Annotated in this window: 5 protein-coding genes; 3 read left to right on the forward strand and 2 right to left on the reverse strand. The window is 44.4% G+C overall.

Features of this window, described 5'->3' with window-relative positions:
- Positions 1-72 precede the first annotated feature (72 nt).
- Positions 73-840, reverse strand: coding sequence for an alpha/beta hydrolase-fold protein (locus GKG43_RS09670; RefSeq protein ID WP_173020095.1), 768 nt, complete (start codon positions 838-840; stop codon positions 73-75).
- Positions 841-1,015: 175 nt separating this feature from the next.
- Here GKG43_RS09670 and GKG43_RS09675 point away from each other — a divergent pair, with 175 nt between their 5' ends.
- The 3 genes from GKG43_RS09675 (at position 1,016) to GKG43_RS09685 (ending at position 5,082) form a co-directional block, all read left to right on the forward strand.
- Positions 1,016-2,743: a histidine kinase gene (locus GKG43_RS09675; protein ID WP_050640211.1), complete on the forward strand. Its 1,728-nt coding sequence runs from the start codon at positions 1,016-1,018 to the stop codon at positions 2,741-2,743.
- Between the two features lie 96 nt (positions 2,744-2,839).
- Positions 2,840-4,405 carry a helix-turn-helix domain-containing protein gene (locus GKG43_RS09680; RefSeq protein ID WP_055155217.1) on the forward strand — a complete coding sequence of 522 codons (1,566 nt, stop codon included), beginning with the start codon at positions 2,840-2,842 and terminating at the stop codon, positions 4,403-4,405.
- An 83-nt stretch (positions 4,406-4,488) separates the two neighbouring features.
- Positions 4,489-5,082, forward strand: a complete 594-nt coding sequence (locus GKG43_RS09685; protein ID WP_055155218.1) for an HAD family phosphatase — start codon at positions 4,489-4,491, stop codon at positions 5,080-5,082.
- A gap of 37 nt (positions 5,083-5,119) precedes the next feature.
- Here the strand turns inward: GKG43_RS09685 and aroD are convergent, their stop codons facing one another.
- Positions 5,120-5,881: a type I 3-dehydroquinate dehydratase gene (gene aroD / locus GKG43_RS09690; RefSeq protein WP_055155219.1), complete on the reverse strand. Its 762-nt coding sequence runs from the start codon at positions 5,879-5,881 to the stop codon at positions 5,120-5,122.
- Between the last annotated feature and the right edge of the window lie 336 nt (positions 5,882-6,217).

A 6,217-nucleotide genomic window follows, 5' to 3' on the forward strand; every position in this document is an offset into this window, starting at 1 on the left:
CTTTTCCTCCTACTCCAATATGTTTATGCCTCCTATGTCCGAGCCGTTCAGGACACGATCCATTTTTTCATTTTATCTGCCGCATAACCATGCTATGGCCTTTTTCAATACCATTGGTTCACTGAAATCCATGATTTCCCCTTCTGTTTCCACCAGAACCGCCTGTTCCTTTAAGGATTCCGCCAGGCGATTTCTCTCTGCCGCATAGTTAGAAGTTTTGGTTCCTGTTATGTAAAACTCCCCTGCCCGGCACTTCTTCGCAAGCGCATACACATCATGCACGCTTCCCGGTATTTTTGTAATATCGCCGAACACAGCCCTGAGTGATTCCTCATTGTGGAAGATGCCTGTCGGTTCCCCGTTCATTGCCAGCCTGCAGATGTGATCCATATCAAAGATCCCGTCCATAGCAATACATTTTGTAAATATATCCGGGTGCTTAAGCGCAGCTTTTACCGCCCCGTAAGCGCCTGTCCCGGTTCCTCCGATCCAGTTTAACGCCGGATCTTCTGAAATAGGCAGATTATTTCTGCAGATCCCCGGCAGCTCTGATGCAAGAAATTCTTCGTATTTGGGGCCGTAATCCATGTTCGTACAAATGGAATGCTGTGCGTCTGGCGCAATGATAAAGATACCGTATTCTGCCGCGCAATTCTCGGCCATCGTCCTGTTCCAGTCCAGCGACGTCCCTCCCTCGCTGTGAAGAAGCCATAATACCGGGTACTTTTTTTCGTGTTTTTCATCATCCAGGTCTAACATGTTCATTTCCGGCAGATAGATCTTCGCGCTGAATGATCCGCACAAAATCGTTGATAAAGCATTGAGTTCTAAATAAGCCATCAGTTCTTCTCCTCCTCTTGTTTTCTTCTTATATCTTCTCATTGCAGATTAAAAATGTCAAACGTTTACATTTTCGATTTTCCGGCTTGTTTTATCGATTTCTTGACTTGCACTTTCGGTTTTGTTACTATGAAATCAGTTCTATTTTTATAAACGTTTAACCTGGGGGGATTCCATGAAATTTTTAAAACAAAAGAGGCCTTATTCTATTAAGAAATTTTTATATAGATACTTTCTGTTATTGTTTCTGTGCACTTCCGCAGTGCTGATCTTTTACTGCGTCGTTTTTATGAAATCTTACTCAGACCAAATGTCCTCCAATGCAGCTGCCAGGATCGACTACTATTCCAGTTCCCTGGAAACTGAAATGAAAAAATGCACCTCCTTTGAACAGAAGTTATGTTACTCGGACAGTTCATTTCAATTATTAACCATAAAAAATTTAAAGGATACCGATAAGGTTATCCTCCACTATAATGTCACCGAGATGCTGAAACGGCAGGTCGCTCCCTATGAATGTATCTTCATTTTCGATCAGGACAGACGGGTATCCACCTATGCGGCAGGGGAATCCTTTTCCGCTGATGAGAAACAATATATTTATCAGCTGAAGGATCATTTAAGAGAATATTGGTTAGATGAAAACCAGACAAGTTATAATAAATGGATCGTTTTCCAGGATGCGCACAACTCTGTTTTGATGAAGGCCCTAAAAGTCAGAGATGTATATGTATGTACCACGATTGATCTGGAAAATTTTGACCTTCTGACGTATAATGAATCAGAGGACAATCCGGTTCAATTCGGTTTTTTTAATAATACCGAAATTCTTACAAACCAGATAAGTGTCACTGAGGCAGGAATGGATTTGACAAATCTGGCGTATCCTAAAAACCCGTTTTTTTCTAATTATTACATAATGACTACACCCATAGAGGAAACCGACATCAGCATGTTTTGTCTGGTCTATTCCGACTATATGGGGGATTTTGCCAAGGTATCCATTCTCGTATTCGTCCTGGCAGCGTTCGTGACCTGTATTATTATCGTTTATACATTTTATTCCTTTCATAAAATACTGCTGTACCCATTGGATCAGATCAATGCAGCAACAAAACATTTAGAACAGAACGATCCGGCCTCATTTTTATCCGACAGCCACAGCAATATCATCGAATACCAGAATATTAATAACGCGCTGTCGAACCTGATCGAACAAAAGATAACTTTAACCAATGAGAAACAGGCGGAAGCCTTTGAAAAAGACCATGCGCGCCTGCAGTATTACCAAATGCAGACCCGCTCGCATTTTTTTATCAACTGTCTGAAAAGCTTATACAATATGCTGGAAAGCAAAGAATACGAAAAAATGCAGCGGATGATCATCGCTTTCTCAAATCATCTCCGCTACATTTTCCATGACAACTTAAAACTTGTCACTTTACAGTCTGAACTGGCGGAGGTAAACGACTATTATAATATCATTTTGCTGGACCGGGTCAGTCCGTTTATCCTGAATACACAGGTTGACGAAACATTGCTTCCTTACCGGGTGCCGTCGCTGATCATTCAGACGTTTCTGGAGAACACCGCCAAATACAACAGGGAATCCGGCAGCCTGCTCATCTTCGACATAAAGATAGAACGCGCTGAGCTGAACGGGAAGCCGGTTATGCAGATTATGCTGAGCGACAACGGAACCGGATATGACCAGGAGACACTTGACCGGCTCAACAGCTCGGAAAATGATTTGTTTGCCAGAAAGCACGTGGGAATTTCGAATTTGAAGCGCAGAATTGCTCTCATTTATAAAACAGATTATCAGTTTGCTTTCTATAATAAACCTGCCGGGGGCGCTTGCGGATTACTTTATCTGCCGCTCATAGAGGCGCCGCAGCTTTAGGTATCAGTCGGCGGCGGACATCTGTAATTGCCAGGCATGCTCTGGCCCGGACACTCAAAGTTTCTGAGTGTCCTCACTCATACAAAGGGGGAAATCATGAATCTTTTAATTGTGGACGACCAGATCTCCGTACTGGATGGAATCCTTAAGGGGGTGGATTTTGTATCCCTTAAGATCGAAAACGTTTATACAGCAACCAATGTTTCAGACGCAAAAGATATCATCAAATCCAATGATATACAAATCCTCTTGTCGGATATTGAGATGCCGGGGGAAAACGGCCTTTCATTAAATCGATGGATCGCCGAGAATTATCCGGTTATTGTCAGAATCCTCCTGACTTCCCATGCATCTTTCGATTACGTAAAAGAAAGCATGAAACTCGGATGTTTTGACTATATTGTGCAGCCGGCCCCCTACCACGAGATTGAAGATGTTCTTATGAGAGCCGTCTCCAAAATTCTCACCCGGCAGCAGCTCTCTGATTACTATAATTTCGAGGTGCTCAGCAATATCGTCCTGAATTTATTTTCTTCCAATCCGTCAAACAAGGAGCAGTCGCTGGTTTCCTTGAACAAGATGGGGTATATGATAAAAGATGAATCGAATGTGCAGGCCATTATTATTGATATTTATTCCTACACCGATTCTGTGGAACAGTCGCTTTCCGACTCCTCAATCTCGGTCATTCTGATGGAGCATGCACTTAAAAACTTTGCCAGGCCTGACATTTACCCCCTAATCTGTCTGAACCGGTATAAGCAGTTTGTTCTACTTATGTACTGTAACGGAGATTCTCTCACCACTCTTGCACCCGATATGTACAGCTCCTATTATGAGGATATCTGCGGCAAGATCCGCTCCGAATTGGCCTGTTACGTTACACCCCGCAGCCAGGTGGCTGCGATTAGAGATATCATATTGCCCGGGCATCAGCGGGCAGTCAATAATGTCTCCCGAAAACCGGGCCTGTATTTTTCTGACGAAGCTATGCCCGCCCCTGAAAGTACGAGCCTTTCGGAAAATGTAGTACGGTGGGAACGCCTTTTGGAGAATAATCAGTTTATATTTCTGGAAGACAATATTGAGTCCTTTTTAGATTACAATACCTCCCTGAACAGATTCAACCTGGAGACGCTTTCGGAATTCCACCAGGAATTAACCAAGCTCTTCTTTATCTATTCCTATAAACGGAAAATTGATATCATGAGCCTGTTTTCCGAGGAATACAGCTACAACGATTATATGAGCTGTTTTAAAGATATCCGGTCGCTGAAGACGGGAATCAGTTTCCTTATCACCGCCATATCAAACGCATCCTGTGAGGATGACTCTAAAGATACCGTCCAGCGCGCCATTGATTACATCCTGGAAAATCTTTCTAAAGATATATCGGTGAAGGATGTGGCCGACTATGTTTGTTTCAGTCCGGAATATTTTTCAAAATTGTTTAAGAAAGAAATCGGCGAAAATGTAAAGAATTATATTCTGCGGATAAAAGTGGATGCCGCAAAAGACCTGCTGAGGAATCCCAATATTCCTGTCAGTATGGTTGCCGCAGAACTGGGGTACAGCAATTTTTCCCATTTTACACAGATGTTTAAAAAGCATGAGAATATGACCCCAAGCGAATACAGAAAACAGTTTTTAAAACATAATTAGTATGGAGCAATGGAAACGAAGGACAAAAATGGTAGCAGTTCAGGCCCGCCCGCACTGTTACCCAGAATGCGAAAGGGATTTTAATGATGAAATACAAACATATTATCTTTGATTTTGGAAATGTAATTGTAACGTTTGGAGAAAAGCAGATTATCGGACCTTTCTGTCCGTCCCCGGAAGATTCCGCGATGATGAAACAGGCCATTTTCCATGCCTGGGACGACCTGGATCGTGGCACCATCGACTATGAAGAGTATATGGAACACGCGGCATCTCTGGCCCCTGAACGCCTGCGTCCAAATATCCGGCAGTTTGCCCGCGAATGGTGCCTTCATCTGACCCCGCTGGAAGAAACCTGGGAATTAATTCATGATCTGAAAAAGAAAGGATTTTCTCTATACATATTGTCAAACGCATCCACACATTTCGCCGCACACGCCGATTACTATGAGATTACGAAGGAATTCGACGGAATCGTATTCTCCGCCCCGGTTCAGATGATGAAGCCGGAACCGGATATATACCGGTATCTGTTCGAGACCTATCATCTGAATCCTGAGGAATGCTTCTTCCTGGATGATAAAGAAGAGAATGTCAGAAGCGGCAATGCTTTTGGTATGGACGGAATTGTGTTTACCGGAAATGTTGCCGAGGTCAGAAAGATTCTGGAAGTATAGATGCGCCGGATATGCCCTGCCCGGCATCCCCCCGGACTTACAGGTTATTGTGAAGCAGTTCGAGCACTGTGCGCAGATCCTCTGCCTTCATCTGCCCCGGTGCCGAAGCCTTCCCCGCAGATCCAAAAGTCAGGGCTGAACCGAATACTTCCCCGCACAGGCGGCTGATCACACCGGCGCCGGCCATAGACATTGTAATAATCGGCCGGTCTGCATGTACAGACACCATCTCTTCCGTAGCCGCCAGAAGTGTCAGCACGTCTTTTTTATTCCGGGGCATAACAGCGATCTTGGGGATATCCGCTCCCAGTTCCTGCATCCTGCATAGTCTGGATACAATTTCCTCTTTCTCCGGGGTCTTCTGGAAATCATGATTGGAAGCAATCACTTTCACGCCGCGCCCATGGGCCGTTTTTACCACCCGTTTCATTGCCTCATCCCCTGTAAAGATTTCTACATCTACCAGATCTGCATATCCGGTCTCTATGGTTTTTATATTCAGATCTACGTATATATCTGCTGCCGCCTGCTTTTCTCCACCCTCTTTGACGGTGCGGAAAGTGAAAAGAAGCGGGGTCTCTCCGAGAACTTTCCTAAGCTCTTTCAACGTCTCTTCTGCTTTTGTAAAGTCAAAAATATCCTCGTACCAGTCTGCCCGCCATTCCACGACATCGGCGCCGATCCGTATGATGTCGGCGGCAGAGCTTAAAATCTTCTCCCTGGTTACTTCTACTATTGGCACACAGATTTTCGGAATTCCGCTGCCTATCTCAACATTTCTGACTTTTACCGGATTCATGGGTATTCTCCTTTTTCATATATTGTTCTTTTCAGCAGTCTTCAGGCGCATATAACAGCCCGGAAGTCTAGCCTATTTACAACTTTTTCTACCAGTTTACCATAATGCAGGCCTATAAACAACGAGAATCGGGATTTAGTCGGCTAGCTTTAGCCTAGTCGACGGATGGGGACGCTTTATGACAGGGAGGCCGGGGAGGTGCTGGGGCTGTATATGCCGTTGCGATATGCACCCATGCTGCTAAGTGATTCTAGAACACCCGATGCCGGATAGGCGGGTACGCTGAACACATCACGGGAAATCTGATGATTTCCCGCGCTGGGTTCAGCAACAACT

Origin of the sequence: Eubacterium sp. BIOML-A2 (assembly GCF_009680135.1) — a bacterium.
In the GTDB taxonomy this organism is placed as follows: domain Bacteria; phylum Bacillota; class Clostridia; order Lachnospirales; family Lachnospiraceae; genus Faecalicatena; species Faecalicatena contortus_B.